Raw genomic sequence first — 16257 nt, 5'->3', positions numbered from 1 at the left:
TCCGCCATATTCGGTCGGAGTCACGCCGTGGCCAATCTTCACGCAGCGGAAGCGGTTTATCCAGCAAGGATAAATCCGGCTCGACCGGGCTTTGGCGGAAGCCGGTTACTTCTTTTCGTAGCCAGCACGGATTTCGGCCATCGCCTCCTTGATGCGATCGCGCAGAATCTCAACCGATTCGGTGCCGGACTTCTTGACCAGTTCGGCAACCTCGCCGGCATTCTTCAGCGCGGTTTCGAAGGATTTCCTGGCGAACTCCGTTTGTTTCGTCATCAGCTCCTGCGGATTGCCCGGCGTCCTGTAGCTTTGAGCCATGTCGGTGATCTCGCGCAGCGTGTCCTGCAGCATCTCGCGCTGCCTGGACATCACAGAGGACGCCCCGGCAGCGCTTGCCCTGGCTGACTTTTCCAGGGCTTCGAGGTTTTTGCGATGATGGCTCAGAATCGCCTCGACATCGACAGTCGGCAACTTCAGGTCGCGGCCGAACCTGCCGAACATGTCCATGAAGGAGTCGGAATCCGGTTGCTTTGCCATGATGGTTCTCTCCCCTGTTGCCGCGGATGCGGCACCCGTAGAGAAGATAGAGCACCCGAGCGCCGCGGTCCATTCGGACAGGCAAAGGACGTTTCAAAGTGTGCGCGGCGCCTCAGTTGACGAGAAACAGCCGTTCCGCCGTGTAGAGCACGACACCGGCAAGGCCGCCGATGACCATGCCGTTGAAGCGGATATATTGCAGATCCCTGCCGATGTTCATCTCAATCAGCCTGGTGAGCTGGGCAAGATCCCAGCGCTTGACCTGGTCGGCGATGAATTTCGACACGCCGCTCTTCTGGCTTTCGACGAAGGAGGCCAGCGCCACGACGAAACCCTGATTCATATCGGCCCTGATCTGCGGATCGCCGGCAAGATGGCGGCCGACCTCGACGAACATGTTGGCGAGATGGGCGCGGATCATCGAGTTCTCGGCCTTGGCGTCCTGCTCGATGAACAGGCGCATGCTTTCCCACATGTCGCCGGCCAGTGCCTTGAGTTCCGGCCGGGCGAGGAAATCGCGCTTCAGTTTCTCGGCGCGCCTTGCATATTGCTTGGACGTCCTCAGCCGCTCGATGAAGCTCTCTACGAAGCGGTCGAATTCAGCGCGCATCGGATGATCGGGATCGACCCTGACCTCGTCTAGCAGCGAACCGGCGGAAGCGACGATCTTCTTCAGGAGATAGGCGTCGGCGCGAAACAGGTTGAACAGCGACGGCAATTCCTCGCGGATCTTCTCGCGCATCGTCGCCAATGCCTCTTCATCGCTCAGGAACCGGCCGACGACCTTGGTGAACTCGTCGAACAGTTTCTGGTGGCGGCGGTCGTCGGTCAGGGCCGACAGCAATTCGGCAGCGAGCGGCGCCAGCGGCACTTTTTCGACCTGTTCCAGCATGCGGCTGGTGACGAAGCCCCGCAGGCCGGACTGCTCGATGGCGCCCAGCGTTTGCGGCACCAGACGGCTGACGAACTTCGACAGACCGGCCGCGCGGTCGGCATCCGACAGCCAGTCGGCGACGAGCGCGGAAAAGTCGACCTCGGCGAGCTTCTCGCGCACCGGCTCCGGCGCCAGGAAATTGACCTCGATGAAACGGCCGAGATTATCGGCGATGCGGTTCTGATTCTCGGGAATGATGGCGGTGTGCGGGATCGGCAGGCCAATCGGCCGCTTGAACAGCGCCACCACCGCATACCAGTCGGCCAGCCCGCCGATCGTCGCGGCCTCGGCAAAGGCGGCGACGAAACCCAGCCACGCAAAGCGGCCCTCGAACGACTTGGCCACCGCGAATATGAGCACGCAGAGCCCAAGCGCTGCCGTAGCGAGGAATTTGGTGCGTCGGAGCGCCGAAAGCTTGGCGTCCGCATTGGCGTCGAACCGGGCGACGGGCGCCAAAGCCGAGGCTGGTTGTGACATGGAACCGCTCCCTGGTGGATCTCGCGGACTTACTTAGTAACCCGCCCAGCCGAATGCGCGCCACATTTGATCCCAATCCGATTTGCGAGGCGGCGCACACAAAGTTGACGATAATATTCAACTAATATGCGGTGCTTGTCTGGAATTATTCCAAGGTATAGGCCATATTCAGTCATGTCGCCCAAAAGCGCGCTGCGGTTTTTGGAACGACGGCATGGACAAAGACAAGGCCCTGAAGCGCGTCACTCATTTGACGCGGCGCGTTTTAGGGTCAAGCCACTGCTTCGCGAGGACAAAATGCGCCTGACACGCCAGACCAACTACGCCATGCGCATCTTGATGTATTGCGCAGCGAACACCGATCGGCTGAGCCGCATCCCCGAGATCGCTGCTGCCTATTCGGTATCTGAACTTTTTCTCTTCAAGATCCTGCAGCCCTTGGTCGAGCATGGTCTGGTCGAGACAGTACGGGGCAGAAACGGCGGCGTCAGGCTTGGCCGCCCGGCCGAATCGATCAGCCTGTTCGACGTCGTGCGGGTAACGGAAGAGAGCTTCGCCATGGCCGAATGTTTCGAGAACGATGCCGCCGAGTGCCCGTTGATCGACAGTTGCGCCCTGAATTCGGCACTGCGCGAGGCGCTCAATGCCTTTTTCGCCGTGCTTGCGCGCTATACGATCGCCGACATGGTGGCGGCACGACCGAATGTGCGGCACCTGCTCGGCATCGATATGCTGGAGCAGCGGGCGCCGGCCGCCTGATCCCAGTCACATCGCGTTTGGCGAGGTCTGTTGAGATTCAGGTCAGGCCGAGTCGAAAATGGTGGTTTCCGAGAACCGGAGCGGAGCGTACATTTGAGTACGTGAGCACCGGAAGCGCAGGAAGCCGCCATTTGCAGGCCGGCATCACCTGAATATCAACAGACCGACTGCGGCAGCACGAACGGCATGTCTCCCGGCGGCAGCGCGCCGACCTTCAGCCGGCAATCGAACACTTTTTCGATCAGATCGTTGCTCAGCACGTCCTGCGGAGAACCGTTGGCGGCAAGCCTGCCGCGATGCATGACGAAAATCCGGTCGGCATACATCGCCGTCAAGTTGAGGTCGTGCAGGATGGCGACCACGCCACCGCCCCTTCTGGCGAAATCGCGGGCGATGCCCATGATGATCAATTGATGCTTGATGTCGAGGCTGGAAACCGGCTCGTCGAGGAACAAATAGCGCGGCTTGCCGTCGAGCACCGGCGCCCAGACCTGACAGAGCACGCGAGCAAGCTGCACACGCTGCTGCTCGCCGCCTGAAAGCTCCTGATAGAAACGACCGGCAAATCCATCGAGATCGACGCGCGTCAATGCCCGTTCGGGCAGCCGCTCGTCCTCGCCGTGCAGCGCGCCGGAGCGTCCGCCTACCAGGCCGAGCCTGACGATCTCGCGCACCGTGAAGGGGAAGGACAGCGTCGTCGCCTGCGGCAGCACGGCACGCAAGGTTGCGGCCTCGACCGGCTTCATCACCGAGAGATCGCGGCCGTTGATGCTGATCTGCCCGGAATAGGCAAGATCGCCGGACAGCGCTTTGAGGAAGGTCGTCTTGCCCGATCCATTGGGGCCGACGATCGCCGCCACTTCGCCGGGCCGCATGTCGAAATCGACATTGGCGACAATGCGTTTGCCGCCGATCGCCACAGAAACATCCCGCGCTTCGATCATGAAACCCATCTCACAGGTCGACGACGCCACGCTTGCGCAGCAGGATCCAGAGGAAGAACGGCGCGCCGGCGATCGCGGTGACGATGCCGATCGGCAGCTCCGCCGGCGCCACGATGGTGCGTGCGACGGCATCGGCCAAAAGCAGCAGGCAAGCGCCGAGCAGCGCTGACGCCGGCAGCAGATAGCGATTGTCCGGGCCGATAGCCAGGCGCAGCAAATGCGGCACCACGATGCCGATAAAGCCGATGCCACCGCTGACGGCGACAGACGCCCCGACCGCCGCCGAAACGCCGACGATCGCCGTGTATTTCAGCCGCTGCACCGGGATGCCGAGATGGCCGGCGGTGGCTTCACCGAGAGCCAGCGCATTGAGACCGCGCGCCAGGAACGGCATCGCCGCCAGCGCCAGCACGATGACCGGTCCGACCGAACCGATCTTCTGCCAGGTCGCGCCGGCGAGCGAGCCGAGTTGCCAGAAGGTCAGGTCGCGCAACTGCCGGTCGTCCGCCATGAAGATCAGGATACCGGTCAGCGCCATGGCGAGCGCCGCCAGCGCGATGCCGGCAAGCAGCATGGTGGCGACCGAGGTTCGGCCATGCCTGGTGGCGACCTGATAGAGCAGCAATGTCGTCGCCAGCCCGCCGCAAAATGCCGCCAGCGGCAAGGCAAGCGTGCCCAGCGCCGAAGTGAAGGGCGCCAGCACCGTGGCGCCAAGCACGATGACGGCCACCGCGCCGAGGCTCGACCCGGCCGAAACGCCGATCAGGCCGGGATCGGCCAGCGGGTTGCGGAACAGCCCCTGCATGACCGCGCCGGAGACGGCAAGTGCCGCGCCAATCAGCACGCCGAGGATGACGCGCGGCAGACGGATGTCATAGACGATCAGGCGGTCGCGAGCGTTCAACGCCTCATTGCCGGGCGCCGCACCCAACAGCCAGTCGCTGATAACGCTGACGGCCGACGCATCGGATGCGCCTGATGTCAGCGACAACAGCACGACAAGGACAAGTCCCACGCACAAAAACAGGATGACGATCCGGGCGCGTCCAGAACGGTCACCTTCGGATGCAGTCGCCATAACGCCCGCCGCACCTGCGATCGATTGGTCGGCCATCGTCGCTCGCTCAGTCCGTGACCTGCCCGCCATAGAGCGAGACGGCAAGATCATGGATGGCGTCGGCCGTGCGCGGCCCGAAGCCGAGCAGATAGCCGCCATCCATGCGGACCACCTTGCGGGCAACGCCCGCCGGCGTCGATGAAATGGATGGGCTGGCGAACAGCTGGTCGTCCGATACTGCTGGGCCGGCATTGTTCATCATCAGGATCACGTCCGGCCTGGCGGTGATGACAGCCTCGTCGGACAATTGCTTGTAGCCGGAAAAACCGTCGATCGCATTGACGCCGCCAGAAAGCTTGATGATGCCATCGGCGGCGGTCTGGCTGCCGGCGGCGAGGATCTTGCCGCCCTGCAACGACAGGACGAACAGGATGCGCTTGCGATCCTTGATCGAAGCGGTCCGTTTTTCGGCAGCCTCCAGCTTGGCGTCGATCTCGGCTGCCAGCGCGTCGGCCTTGGCGTCGGCGCCGAGCGCCTTGCCGACGATATGGATCTTTTCGAGTATGCCTTCACGATCGTAGCGCTCGGGCACCTCGATGAAGGGGATGCTCGTCTTCTTCAGCACGTCGACGGCCTCCTTCGGACCGCTGCCATGCAGCGCCAGGATGCCCGACGGATTGACCGACAGCACACCTTCCGGCGAAAGCTGGCGCATATAGCCGACGTCAGGCAGGCTGAGTGCCGCCTCGGGATAGCGGCTGGTCGAATCGCGGGCGACAAGATGGCTCTGCTCGCCGAGCGCAAAGACGATCTCGGTGATCGAGCCGCCAATGGCTGCTATCTTCGAATTATCGGCAAAGCTCGCCGCGCCTTCTGTAGCGCGAGCCGGCAGCAGCGCGACGAAGGCCAGGGAAAGACACATCGCCGGCCTAAAAGCCCGTTTGAAAAAAGAAACCATCGTCATTGTCCTCAGGCCGCGGTCGGGCTTGGAATGCGCGGCAGGTTCTCGGCAAGGAACCGCCAGTCTTCGCGCTCGCTTTCGCCTTCATGGCGCTTGCCGAAGAACTGGATGATCATCTTGCCGTCGGCGCCATAGGCTTCGAGCGACGTGACATGGCCGTCCTTGGTCGGCTTGCGCACGGCCCAGACCTCGTGGATATGGTCGGTCCGCAGATGCAAATGGAAGGTCTCGTCCAGCACGTTGATCCATGGCCCCATCGGCTTGATCGACTTGACCTGGCCGGAGTGGATCTGGATGCAGCCGCGATTGCCGACAAAGCACATGATCGGCATCTCGCCCTCGGCGGCATGGTGGAACATGGCGCCGACGGCGTCATTGTCGAGCAGCCAGGCGTAATCATGGCCGACCATGCGCATCGCCTGAAGGCGGTGGAGCTTCAGCGTCTTCAGCATGCCGAAGAACTGGTGCACATCGGTAAGCCGGCTCCAGCGCTCGCGCAAATCGTCGACGCCGGCTGGCGCGTCCGAGACCTCGGCCTCGTCTTCGGACCCGCTCCCTGAAACCGCAACGGTCGGTTCCTGGTTCGGCGATTCGAGCCCAGCAACCAGCTTCTGATAGGCATAGAGGTTGGACGCGGGCCTGAGATGCACCTTGTGCACCGCCTCGCCCGTGGCATCGAAGAACTGCAGGCTGTGCCTGATGTCACCTCCGTCGCGCTTTTCCACGGCAAAGCCGTGCGCCCAGATTTTCGGGAAGATGCGCAGATCGATGTTCTCGCCAAGCACCATGGCATTGTGGTTGCCGGTGACGACCTTGTCGTAGACGCCGATCTTCTCGTGCACCGCGCTTTCGTTACGGGTCAGCGCCATGACCTCGCCGACAGCCTCGAGCCCGGTCAGAAGGTCGTTGACGCGCGGTTCGACCCGCACGACCCCGTCGCCGCAATGCGCGGCGACCAGTTCGGCCTCCGAAATGCCGAGTTGGGCGGCGAGATCGCGCTCGCGCATCTTCGGATTGTCCGCCCGCGCCCGCCGGATTTCATGCGGGGCGGGTTTTACGCGCTGGTCCATGTCTAAAACACCTGCCTGTCTTACAACTGCTTGTCCTACAGCTACTCGCCTTGGCTCACTTGTTGAGGATGAGCTTGCCCTGGCGAGTGATCTTCAGCCGATAGAGCGCGCCGTGGTGCTCGATGCCGATCTCGTGCTCGCCCTGGAATAGCGTGTTGCTGGACAGCGTCCTCACGGCAAGCGGGACCCGGTCGAAACGAGCCGAATTGTCGTCGGAACGGCGGACGCGATAGCGAAAGTCACTGGGATTGTGGGTGTTCATTGGTTCGATCCCTTTCCTGTGCCGGGCGTCTGGCTAGGCGTTGCGAAGATGCCGATTCATTTCTTGACTTGAATAATCATGTTTACTAGTCAGTGCAATACCGGACTAAGTGAGTCAACATTTAAGACGCCGGACATGATGAAAAATGCCAGCAAGCGCCAAGCCAGCCAGCATCGAACCTGGATTTTTGGAGTTGGGGCATGGGGTTGGCGAAAAGGGGACGGCTTGGTCTGGAGAATGGCAATCCAGGCCCGGCGCATCGGTCGACGGCAAGGACATTGGCCGCATTGCTGGCCGGCGCGGCAGCGATCAGCCTGCTGGCGGCACCCGCCGGCGCTCAACAGGCATCAGCCCAAGAGGCAACCGACGAACAGCAGACCGAACAGGCCGAGCAAGCTGAAGCGGCCGAGGCGCCGGCGGGCGCGACGCTGCTCGACCAGATCCTGGTCGTCAGCCGCACCGGCGAGACGGCGATCGAATCCCTGTCCTCGACCAGTCACGTCGACCAGGAACAGCTGGACCGGCGCATGGCGACGACGCCCAGCGATGTGTTCTTCGGTGTGCCGGGTGTAGCGGCGCAGGCTGACGCAAGGCGCGTCAGTTCCTCCATCAACATCCGTGGCCTGCAGGATTTCGGTCGCGTCCAGGTGATCCTTGACGGCGCCCGCCAGAACTTCCAGCGCTCCGACCATGGCCCGCAATCGACCTTCTACATCGATCCCGAACTCATCAAATCCGTCGATGTGATCCGCGGGCCGGTGGCCAACACCTATGGTTCCGGCGCGATCGGCGGCGTCGTCTTCTTCGACACCAAGGATGCCGAGGATTTTCTCAAGCCGGGCGAGACCTGGGCTGGCTCCCTCACCGGGCGCTACGAGAGCAATGGCGAGGGCTGGACCACCAGCGCCACCGGCGCCTACCGCTTCAACGAAAATTGGGACGTGCTCGGCAACGTCGTCTACCGCAACTATGACGACTACAAGGACGGCGGTGGCGACACCGTCAACGGCACCGGCTTCGACGTGCTGAGCGGCCTGCTCAAGACCACCATCCGCCCGAGCGACAACAGCGAATTGAAGCTCGGCTGGGTCGGCTCGAGCGACGGATGGAACGAGATCAGCGGCGGCATCCCGGTGAACGACGCCGACTTGAAGTCCAACACCTTCACCGCCCGCTACAACATCACCGACGATGCCAAGAGCTGGCTCGATCTGCACATCAACGCCTCCTACAACAAGACCAACCTCGATCTGACGACGCTCGTCCCCCAGAACCGCTTCGACCCGGTCACCGGTCTTCCTGTCGTCCTGCCGGCAGGTTCGCTATCGACTTTCGACATCGGCACCACCGGCATCGACATCTGGAACACGTCGCGGTTCGAGACCAGCGCGATCGCGCATGAACTGACCTATGGCGGCGACTGGGTGGGCGACGACGTCGAGACCGGCGGCACGGCAGGCGGCGACAGTTTCTACACGCCTTCAGGCAAGCGGAACGTTTCCGGCGTCTATGTCCAGGACAAGCTCACCTGGGATTGGCTCGAAGTCATCGCCGGACTGCGCTACGACAGCTACAAGCTCGACAGCGATGTCGGCGAAACCTCCGGCGACCGGTTGTCGCCACGCATCACCGTCGGCATCTCGCCATTCGAGAGCGCAAGCCTTTCGGGACTGCAATTCTACGGCACCTACGCGGAAGGCTATCGGTCCCCGTCACTGACGGAAACGCTGATCAGCGGCAACCATCCGGCAGGCGTCACCTTCCCGTTCCTGCCCAATCCCAATCTGAAGCCTGAAACCGGCAAGACCGTGGAATTCGGCGTCAACTACAGCACCAACGGCGTGATCCAGGCCGACGACGCGCTGCGGCTGAAAGCTGCCTACTTCAACAACAATGTCGACGATTACATTGACGGCGTGACCTTGTCGGCGTTCGACCCGACCAGCGGCTGCCCCTTCGGGCCGGGCATCCCGATCTGCTTCCAGTACCAGAATTTTGCCAAGGCCAAGATCGACGGCTTTGAAATGGAAGCGTTCTACGATGCCGCCTGGGGATATGCCGGGCTTTCCGCCTCGTTCATCGATGGCCACACCATATCCTACGAAGGCGAACGGGCGGACCTTGCCACCATCCCCTCCTCCCAGGTCACGGCGCAACTCGGCCTGCGCTTCCTCGAAGACAAACTCACCGTCGGCGGTGAAGTGCAATACAATGGCAAGCCGAAGGGCAACGCGATCGCCAAGGACTATACGCTGGTCAACGCTTTCGCCAGCTACCAGGCGACCGACAATTTCAAGGTCGACTTCCGCGCCGACAATTTGTTCGATGTGAAATACACCAACCCGCTGAACGTATCGGCCACCAGTGTGATCTACGAACCCGGCGTCACGCTGAAGCTGGCGGCGACAATGCGATTTGGAGGCTGATGACAATGACAAGCTTGACGGCATCGCTTCGTCTGCTGACCTCGACGTTGGCGGTGTCGCCTGCGATGGGCCCGGCGCTGGCGCAACAGGCCGCGCCGGCCCCATCGCTGACCCTCGAGCTCAACGCCGCGCAGCCCTCAGACAAGGGCTGCCGCTTGACCTTCGTCGTCAACAACGGCCTTGGCACCGATCTCACCAAGGCGGCGTTCGAGATCGCGCTCTTCAACGCCGCCGGTGTCGTCGACCGGCTGACCGTGCTTGACTTCAAGGAATTGCCGGCGGGCAAGACCAAGGTGACGCGTTTCGACCTTGCCGGCAGCGACTGCACCAAGCTCAGCCGGGTGCTGATCAACAGCGCGACGGAATGCGCTGGCGCAAGCGTCGAGCCGGGAGCCTGCATGCGCGGCCTGAAGACCGGGACCAAGACCGGCATCGCCTTCGGGGTCTGAGGGCGGCGTTGGGACTACATCCGGCATTTACACAAAACACCGCGGCATGGCCCGCGTCCGGTCCGCTGCCATGGGCGGCAACTGATCTTGATTTGACAATGCCATGTCGCTCGCGGCAGTTCTCGCCCCGAGACATGCAGAAAATCAGCCCCCTCCCCGATGCCGGCAGCGAACTGGCGATCACGCCAGCCGAGCCGCTTGCGCAGGCGCACTCAGCCGACAACCGCAAATGGACGGTGGCGATTATCGCCTCCTGCCTGCTCCATGCCGCAGCAGTGGCGGCGTTTCTGATCGCACCCACCGGGACATTCGATTCCAGGGATGCAATCCAGATGGAAGGCACCGATCAAACCGGCGCCAACGTAGTCGGCAGCGACTTGGATGGTCAGACCCCGGGCGCAATGAATGTCACCTTGGTGCCCGACCCGCGACCGGCCAAGCCAGAGGTCAAGCCCGAGCCGCCAGCCAAACAACCCGCCAGGGAAATGGCCGCGCAGCCCCCCGCGCCCTTGCCGAAAGCTGTCGAACAACCTACCCCCACGCCGGACATACTGATCGCCGACACCCCGCGCCTGGACGAACAGAGCGTGGCCCCGAAGATTGAAACACCGGCAGAGCCGGCTGCTCCGGCCGAAAGCACCGAGGCGCCTCCTGCCGATATCGGACAGCCGCCGATCCCGACCGCAAGGCCAAGCGCGGAGGCAGGGCTTGGCGGCGCGGGCGAAACGAACGATGCCCGCGGCGCGGCGGATGGCGAAGAACGCGACGCGGTGACCTCCAGCACGGGCAAAGAGCAGGCTGTGGCTGGCAATGCGGCGGAATCCCGCTACAGCGGTGAAGTTCAGAAGAAGCTTTCCCGCGCCAACCGTCGCGTTTCGAAATCGATACAAGCGAAAGCTCGTGCCAACGCCAGGGTCGTTTTCGTTGTCATGGCCGACGGCAGCATCGGCGACATACAGCTTGCCGAAAGCTCAGGTTCTGCGGAGCTTGATCAATTCGCGTTGACACTGGTGCGCCAGCAGGCCCCGTTCCCTCCCATCCCACTCGAGACTGGCAGGTCAAACTGGGTGTTCAAAGCGCGGATCGGTCCGTTTTGAGAACCTCCAATTTCGTCTCGGACAATCCATCAATCCTCACACTTCACCAATTCTGAAAGGAACCCAATGTACATCGCCATGAACCGCTTCAAGGTCCAGAACGGCTCGGAGGACGCCTTTGAGGACGTCTGGAAAAACCGCGATTCCAGCCTCTCGGAGATGCAGGGTTTCAAGGAATTCCACCTGCTGCGCGGTCCGGTCAACGAGGCGGAAGGCTACACGCTGTTTGCCTCGCACACGGTGTGGGCGAGCTATGAGGATTTTGTCGCCTGGACCAAATCCGAGAATTTTCGCGCCGCGCACCGCAATACCGGCACCTCGAAGGTGCACTATCTCGGCCATCCTCAGTTCGAGGGCTTTTCAGTCGTCGAGGGCGCGTGACTTGGCATCGCCAGCAAATCTGCTGAAGTTCGGCTGCGCGCCGTAGGAAGTGTGAAACTTCGGCAGGCCATGCCTGCCGCTTCTCAAACCTTGGTGAACAGTCCCCGCAGCCCCTGCGTCAAACGCTTGCGCAGCCGCCGCCAGCGGCTGCGGCGATCAAGGAAAGGCAGCAGGCGCGAATCACTTCCCAGGTCGCCAAACCTTTTGACGTGCCTCGACAGGAATCCGGGCACGAAGTGCCTGCCGTTGATGGCGCCGAGCCGTTCCGCATCGGCCAGGACATAGTCGAGGACGTCCTTGCCCATGGTCATCTCGTGCGCCCGATAGCCAGGGGATTGCTGCACATGACCGCCAGCATAGGCGGCACCGGCGGTAACGCTGGCTCCATGCAGGCGATAGAGGCCGAGACATTCCGACAGGATCAGGCTGCCCGCCGCCAGATGCGCGCATGTTGCCGCGAGATAGTCGGTTCCCATCCTTGACTTGAACGGGAACGCCAGAACCGGTTCCAGCGCGCCGCGCCGGAAAACCATCGACGATGTCGGCGCCCACATCCAGCCATAGGCCTCGGGGCCGAAATAGGTGATCGGATACTCCGATGCATAAGCGATCTCAGGCGCCATCTCGCCAAGCTGCTTGCAGGGCGTCGTGGCCATGCCGGAAGCATCCGTCCGGGAACGCGGCTTGCGCAACATAAGGTAGGTGCCGCTGAGCACGGTGCGGTCGCGGTCGACCAGATAGACGTCCGAGCTGGACATTGCCGCGGGGCGCGTCGCATTGAGATGCGCGGAAAGATGCGCGACGAGAAAATTCGGCAGCCAGATATCGTCGGCGTCGAGGAACGCCACGAAAGGCGCATCGCTCGCGGCAAGACCATCACGGAACGCAGCGAGCTGGCCGCCATTTTGCGAACGCACCAAGTGGCTTAGGCGCGGATCGCCGATCTCATGAAGAAGCTGGCGGACATGGTCGGTCGAGCCGTCGGTCGAAGCGTCGTCGACGATGACGCAGGTCCATCGCTGATAAGTCTGCGCCAGCACCGAGCGGATCGCGTCCTCGACATAGGCGCGATAATTATGACAGGTGACAACGATGCCGACACGCGGAAGCTCAAAGCGTGGTGGCGCATGATGCATGTGTTCGGGCCCGGTCGAATTGTCCCCTCTGTTCGGCCCGGCGCGGCTTCTTGTCAACACGAGGCGATCGCCGACGAGCGAAAAGCCCTACGCCGCGGCCAGCAGGCTGGCATTGCCGCCTGCAGCCGTGGTGTCGACGCAGACAGCCCTTTCATGAGCATATGCCGCCGGGTTGAGCACCTCGCTGACCAGCGGCACGATCGGACCGGCGCGGTCGGCGATGACTTTTCGCACGATGCGCGCGGCTTCCGGCGTGCCTGAAAAGGCGACCACGTCGACACGCAGTGAGCGTGCCTCGACCGGATCGGGCCGGCCGTCGATGGCCGCGAGCGGCAGGCCCTTGCCAGTCAGCGCCGACAGCGCGGCCGGCGCACCAGGTGCCACGGCAAGCACCGCATTGCCTGCCGCGAGCGCCTGGATGGTCTGCGCCAGCAGCGTATCTCCATCCGGGCCGAGGCACAGCACCCTTCCGCGCGGCGACAGTGACAGCGTGTTGGCCTCGCCGGTGGGTCCTGGCAGGTCAACCTGGCCGAAATCGATGCTGGCGGCAGCACCGATCGCCGCCGCACCCTTGCCGCGCAGGTGTTTGCGCAGGATGGCGACGCGGTCGGGCCGCGTCGACCAGCCGCCGAGCGCTGGGTCCGGCAGATTGTCGGCAAGCTCCGTCGCCGTCACCTTGTGGCCCTCGGCAATGTGCGTGCCGGCCTCGGGGCCTTTGCGGAAGCGTCGGAGATAATGCGGACCGCCGGCCTTCGGCCCGGTGCCGGAAAGCCCCTCGCCACCAAAGGGCTGCGAGCCGACGACGGCGCCGATCTGGTTGCGATTGACATAGATGTTGCCGGCATGGATGCCGTCGACGAAATGCTGGACGCGGCCCTCGATACGGGTGTGCAGGCCGAAGGTCAGGCCATAGCCCTTGCGGTTGATGGCGGCAATGACAGCGTCGATCTTCTCGGCGTCAAATGTAGCGACGTGGAGAACCGGGCCGAAGACCTCGCGCTCCATATCCTCGATGCCCTTGACCCGGAAGACATGCGGCGCGACGAAGCGGCCGCTCTTCGGCGTCTCGAGCTTGGCGATCAGCCGGCCCTGCAGGCCCATTTTGGTGCAATAGTCGCGGATCGAGTCTTTAGCCTCGTCGTCGATGACCGGGCCGACGTCGGTCGAAATCTGCCAGGGATCGCCGATGCTGAGCGCTTCCATCGCCCCCTTCAGCATTTCCAGCATCTTCTTCTCAACGTCCTTCTGCACGTAGAGCACGCGCAGCGCCGAGCAGCGCTGGCCCGCGCTCTGGAAGGCCGAGGCGAGAATGTCGCGCACCGCCTGTTCGGGCAGCGCGGTGGAATCGACGATCATCGCGTTGAGCCCGCCGGTCTCGGCAATCAGCATCGCGTCGGGCGCGGCGGTCTCCGCCAGTTGCTTCTCGATCAGCTTGGCGACCTCGGTCGAGCCGGTGAAGCAGACGCCGGCAATGCGCGGGTCGGCGGTGAGCGGTCCGCCGATCGACGGTCCGTCGCCGGGCAGCAGCTGGATGACATCTTCCGGCACGCCGGCCTCGCGCAGCATTTCAATGGCGCGGAAGGCGATCAGCGGCGTCTGCTCGGCCGGCTTGGCGATGACCGAATTGCCGGTGACCAGCGCGGCAGCGATCTGGCCGGTGAAGATGGCGAGCGGAAAATTCCACGGTGAAATGCAGGCGATGGCGCCGCGCGCCTCGGTGCCCGCTTCGGCATTGGCGGCTTCGGCTGCGTAGTAGCGCAGGAAATCGACCGCTTCGCGCACTTCGGCAACGCCGTCGGCCAACGATTTGCCGGCCTCGCGGGTGGCGAGCGCAAAGAACTCGACGGCGTTGGCCTCATAGAGGTCGGCGGCACGGTTGAGGATGGCGGCACGCTCGGCGACCGGACGTTTCGCCCAGGCCGGCTGCGCCTCTACCGCGATGCGCACGGCGGTCGCCACCTGCTTGGCGGCAGCCTCGTTTACAGTGCCGACCACCTCGTCAGGCTTGGCCGGATTGACGATGGGGCGCTGCTTGCCATAGCCGGCGGCGCGGGTGATCGGCTTGGCGTGCCAGCGATCGGGCCCGGCGAACCCCGCCTTGGCCTTCTCGATGGCGGCAAGCGTCACCGTATCGGTGATGTCGAATCCCCTGGAATTGCGGCGCCCGACGCCGAAGATCGCGCTGGGCCGAGCGATTGCCGGATTGGCGGCAGGGCCCTGTTTCTCAACGGTTTCGAGCGGATCACGGGCGATGTCTTCCGGCTCGACCTCCTCGTCGGTGAGCTGGTGGACGAAGGAGGAATTGGCGCCATTCTCCAGCAACCGGCGCACCAGATAGGCCAGCAGATCTGAATGCGCGCCGACCGGCGCATAGATTCGGCAGCGCGTGCCTTCGGCCTGGCGCACCGTCTCGTGCAGCGCCTCGCCCATGCCGTGCAGCCGCTGGAACTCGAAAGAATCGCGGTCAGTCGCCATTGACAGGATGGCGGCCACGGTGTGGGCGTTGTGGGTGGCGAATTGCGGATAGATGCGGTCGGTCATCGACAGCAGCTTTTTCGCGCAGGCCATGTACGAGACATCGGTGTTGGCCTTGCGGGTGAAGACGGGATAGCCGTCGAGCCCCAGCGTCTGCGCCCGCTTGATCTCGGTGTCCCAATAGGCGCCCTTGACCAGCCGCACCATGATGGTGCGGTCATACTTCTTCGCCAAGGCGTAGAGCCAGTCGATCACGAAAGCCGCGCGCGGACCATAGGCCTGGACGACGACGCCAAAACCATTCCAGCCAGCCAGCTCCGGCTCGGCCAGCACCCGTTCGATGACGTCGAGCGAGAGGTCAAGGCGGTCGGCCTCTTCGGCGTCGATGTTGAGGCCCATGCGCGAATGGCGCGCCGCCAGCGCCAGCGATAGCAGCCGCTCCGCCATCACAGGCAGCATCTTTTCCTTCTGCGCCACTTCATAGCGCGGATGCAGCGCCGACAGCTTGACCGAAATGCCGTGATTGTAGCGAATATCCGGCCCGTTGGAGCCGGCATCGAGCGAGGAAATCGCATCGGCATAGGCCTTGTGGTAGCGCAGCGCGTCGGCCTCGGTGCGGGCCGCCTCGCCCAGCATGTCGAAGGAATAGAGGTAGCCTTTCTGGGTCATCGGCCGGCCGCGCTTGACGGCTTCGGCGATGGTACGGCCGAGCACGAACTGCTCGCCCATCTCGCGCATGGCGGCGGCCACCGCCTTGCGGATGACCGGCTCGCCGAGCCTGCGCACCATGGCGCGCAGCGTGCCCTCGATGCCGCCCTCGCCTTCGTCAAGCACGCGGCCGGTCAGCATCAGCGCCCAGGTCGAGGCGTTGACGAAGATCGAGCTCGAGCCGCCCGAATGCGCCGACCAGTCGTGCGGCGCGATCTTGTCGGCGATGAGATCGTCCATCGTCTCGGTATCAGGCACGCGCAACAGCGCCTCGGCCAGGCACATCAGCGCCACGCCTTCCTTGGTCGAGAGACCGTAGGCAGAGAGAAAAACTTCCATCAGCCGCGGGTCGGACGAGCCGCGCACCGCCCGTACCAGATCGGCGGCGCGGGCCGAGATCGCATTTCGGTCTTTCGTCGAAAGCCCCGTCGCCTCGGCCAGCCGTTGCACCGCCTGGTCTTCGTCGGGCAAATAGTTGGCACGGATCTGCTGGCGGATGGTATCGAGCGGCATGGCGATCCTGCGGAGCGAGCATAAGGGAGCCGGCCGGCGGTCACCGGACCGAAGGGCGCAAGCTAGCACAAAGC

General features: G+C 63.4%; 14 protein-coding genes. 5 read left to right on the top strand and 9 right to left on the bottom strand.

The genetic code is table 11. The features are described 5' to 3' along the window. Positions 1-105: 105 nt before the first annotated feature. Both OHD62_RS26220 and OHD62_RS26215 read right to left on the bottom strand, forming a co-directional pair. On the bottom strand, positions 106-534 hold the full coding sequence (locus OHD62_RS26220; protein ID WP_263788843.1) for a phasin family protein: 429 nt from the start codon (positions 532-534) through the stop codon (positions 106-108). Between the two features lie 112 nt (positions 535-646). After that, positions 647-1945 carry a DUF445 domain-containing protein gene (locus tag OHD62_RS26215; protein WP_263788841.1) on the bottom strand — a complete coding sequence of 433 codons (1299 nt, stop codon included), beginning with the start codon at positions 1943-1945 and terminating at the stop codon, positions 647-649. Positions 1946-2242: 297 nt separating this feature from the next. On the opposite strand from OHD62_RS26215, the gene rirA reads away from it, so the two are divergent. Then, the gene (rirA, locus tag OHD62_RS26210) at positions 2243-2704 is read left to right on the top strand and encodes an iron-responsive transcriptional regulator RirA (protein WP_263788838.1); all 462 of its coding nucleotides are present in this window, start codon (positions 2243-2245) and stop codon (positions 2702-2704) included. Positions 2705-2859: 155 nt separating this feature from the next. Here rirA and OHD62_RS26205 read toward each other — a convergent pair whose 3' ends face one another. The 5 genes from OHD62_RS26205 to hemP are packed head-to-tail and all read right to left on the bottom strand — an operon-like array spanning position 2860 to position 6998. After that, positions 2860-3648, bottom strand: a complete 789-nt coding sequence (locus tag OHD62_RS26205) for a heme ABC transporter ATP-binding protein (RefSeq protein ID WP_263788836.1) — start codon at positions 3646-3648, stop codon at positions 2860-2862. Positions 3649-3658: 10 nt separating this feature from the next. Next, a complete protein-coding gene (locus OHD62_RS26200) occupies positions 3659-4762 on the bottom strand; it encodes a FecCD family ABC transporter permease (RefSeq protein WP_263788834.1) in 1104 nt (367 codons plus the stop codon). 10 nt (positions 4763-4772) lie between these two features. Next, on the bottom strand, positions 4773-5669 hold the full coding sequence (locus tag OHD62_RS26195; protein WP_263788832.1) for a heme/hemin ABC transporter substrate-binding protein: 897 nt from the start codon (positions 5667-5669) through the stop codon (positions 4773-4775). A 5-nt stretch (positions 5670-5674) separates the two neighbouring features. Further along, positions 5675-6736, bottom strand: coding sequence for a hemin-degrading factor (locus tag OHD62_RS26190; protein WP_263788830.1), 1062 nt, complete (start codon positions 6734-6736; stop codon positions 5675-5677). A 55-nt stretch (positions 6737-6791) separates the two neighbouring features. Then, on the bottom strand, positions 6792-6998 hold the full coding sequence (gene hemP, locus OHD62_RS26185; RefSeq protein ID WP_006335375.1) for a hemin uptake protein HemP: 207 nt from the start codon (positions 6996-6998) through the stop codon (positions 6792-6794). 200 nt (positions 6999-7198) lie between these two features. Between hemP and OHD62_RS26180 the strand changes: the two genes are divergently transcribed. The 4 genes from OHD62_RS26180 (at position 7199) to OHD62_RS26165 (ending at position 11351) form a co-directional block, all read left to right on the top strand. After that, positions 7199-9424 carry a TonB-dependent hemoglobin/transferrin/lactoferrin family receptor gene (locus tag OHD62_RS26180; RefSeq protein WP_263788826.1) on the top strand — a complete coding sequence of 742 codons (2226 nt, stop codon included), beginning with the start codon at positions 7199-7201 and terminating at the stop codon, positions 9422-9424. Positions 9425-9429: 5 nt separating this feature from the next. Then, positions 9430-9873, top strand: a complete 444-nt coding sequence (locus tag OHD62_RS26175; protein ID WP_263788824.1) for a hypothetical protein — start codon at positions 9430-9432, stop codon at positions 9871-9873. Between the two features lie 134 nt (positions 9874-10007). Beyond that, a complete protein-coding gene (locus tag OHD62_RS26170) occupies positions 10008-10970 on the top strand; it encodes an energy transducer TonB (protein WP_263788822.1) in 963 nt (320 codons plus the stop codon). Positions 10971-11036: 66 nt separating this feature from the next. Then, positions 11037-11351 (top strand): antibiotic biosynthesis monooxygenase family protein, encoded by a 315-nt coding sequence (locus tag OHD62_RS26165; RefSeq protein WP_263788820.1) that lies wholly within the window; start codon positions 11037-11039, stop codon positions 11349-11351. An 83-nt stretch (positions 11352-11434) separates the two neighbouring features. Here the strand turns inward: OHD62_RS26165 and OHD62_RS26160 are convergent, their stop codons facing one another. Together OHD62_RS26160 and putA are read right to left on the bottom strand one after the other, a co-directional pair. Continuing rightward, positions 11435-12547 (bottom strand): glycosyltransferase, encoded by a 1113-nt coding sequence (locus OHD62_RS26160; RefSeq protein WP_263788818.1) that lies wholly within the window; start codon positions 12545-12547, stop codon positions 11435-11437. A gap of 27 nt (positions 12548-12574) precedes the next feature. Continuing rightward, the gene (putA, locus tag OHD62_RS26155) at positions 12575-16183 is read right to left on the bottom strand and encodes a bifunctional proline dehydrogenase/L-glutamate gamma-semialdehyde dehydrogenase PutA (protein WP_263788816.1); all 3609 of its coding nucleotides are present in this window, start codon (positions 16181-16183) and stop codon (positions 12575-12577) included. Positions 16184-16257: the final 74 nt, after the last annotated feature.

This window comes from Mesorhizobium sp. YC-39 (assembly GCF_025753795.1).
In the GTDB taxonomy this organism is placed as follows: Bacteria; Pseudomonadota; Alphaproteobacteria; order Rhizobiales; family Rhizobiaceae; genus Mesorhizobium.
Note: the sequence above shows the minus strand (reverse complement) of the source record. Positions and strands in the feature narration are given on the sequence as shown.

Excerpts from the sequence above, each read along its gene's own strand:
- OHD62_RS26220 (WP_263788843.1), bottom strand. The coding sequence starts at position 534 with ATGGCAAAGCAACCGGATTCCGACTCCTTCATGGACATGTTCGGCAGG.
- OHD62_RS26215 (WP_263788841.1), bottom strand. The coding sequence starts at position 1,945 with ATGTCACAACCAGCCTCGGCTTTGGCGCCCGTCGCCCGGTTCGACGCC.
- rirA (WP_263788838.1), top strand. The coding sequence starts at position 2,243 with ATGCGCCTGACACGCCAGACCAACTACGCCATGCGCATCTTGATGTAT.
- OHD62_RS26205 (WP_263788836.1), bottom strand. The coding sequence starts at position 3,648 with ATGATCGAAGCGCGGGATGTTTCTGTGGCGATCGGCGGCAAACGCATT.
- OHD62_RS26200 (WP_263788834.1), bottom strand. The coding sequence starts at position 4,762 with ATGGCCGACCAATCGATCGCAGGTGCGGCGGGCGTTATGGCGACTGCA.
- OHD62_RS26195 (WP_263788832.1), bottom strand. The coding sequence starts at position 5,669 with ATGACGATGGTTTCTTTTTTCAAACGGGCTTTTAGGCCGGCGATGTGT.
- OHD62_RS26190 (WP_263788830.1), bottom strand. The coding sequence starts at position 6,736 with ATGGACCAGCGCGTAAAACCCGCCCCGCATGAAATCCGGCGGGCGCGG.
- hemP (WP_006335375.1), bottom strand. The coding sequence starts at position 6,998 with ATGAACACCCACAATCCCAGTGACTTTCGCTATCGCGTCCGCCGTTCC.
- OHD62_RS26180 (WP_263788826.1), top strand. The coding sequence starts at position 7,199 with ATGGGGTTGGCGAAAAGGGGACGGCTTGGTCTGGAGAATGGCAATCCA.
- OHD62_RS26175 (WP_263788824.1), top strand. The coding sequence starts at position 9,430 with ATGACAAGCTTGACGGCATCGCTTCGTCTGCTGACCTCGACGTTGGCG.
- OHD62_RS26170 (WP_263788822.1), top strand. The coding sequence starts at position 10,008 with ATGCAGAAAATCAGCCCCCTCCCCGATGCCGGCAGCGAACTGGCGATC.
- OHD62_RS26165 (WP_263788820.1), top strand. The coding sequence starts at position 11,037 with ATGTACATCGCCATGAACCGCTTCAAGGTCCAGAACGGCTCGGAGGAC.
- putA (WP_263788816.1), bottom strand. The coding sequence starts at position 16,183 with ATGCCGCTCGATACCATCCGCCAGCAGATCCGTGCCAACTATTTGCCC.